The 309-nt window shown below is 54.0% G+C and carries 1 protein-coding gene; it reads right to left on the reverse strand.

Features of this window, described 5'->3' with window-relative positions:
* Nucleotides 1-287, reverse strand: a 287-nt coding sequence (locus tag CCS02_RS21990) for a hypothetical protein (protein ID WP_232728946.1), incomplete at its 3' end; no start/stop codon positions are given.
* Nucleotides 288-309: the final 22 nt, after the last annotated feature.

The following is a 309-nucleotide window of genomic DNA, read 5'->3' on the forward strand; positions in this document are numbered from 1 at the left end:
GTATCTAGGATCGCACTGTCAGAGCCTTTCTCTGACACGTTACCCGCTGCATCGGTAATCGTTGCTTCAACCGTTAACGTCGCACCTTCTGATGGTGCCGCTACCGTTGTCTCAACTTTGCCCGCTGTGATGTGAGCCTCTGTTAACGTGATGGTCTCACCGTTCACCGTCAACGTATCGCCTTCAACCGCATTCGTGCCCGTTAGAGAGATGGTCACGTTCACGTCACCAGACAACTCGTCTTTGTTGATGTAGCCGTCGTTGTTCACATCTTCATCTATGGTCACGCCTGGCGCACCCGCCGCGGTC

This window comes from Marinomonas sp. ef1, assembly GCF_002806845.1.
In the GTDB taxonomy this organism is placed as follows: Bacteria; Pseudomonadota; Gammaproteobacteria; order Pseudomonadales; family Marinomonadaceae; genus Marinomonas; species Marinomonas polaris.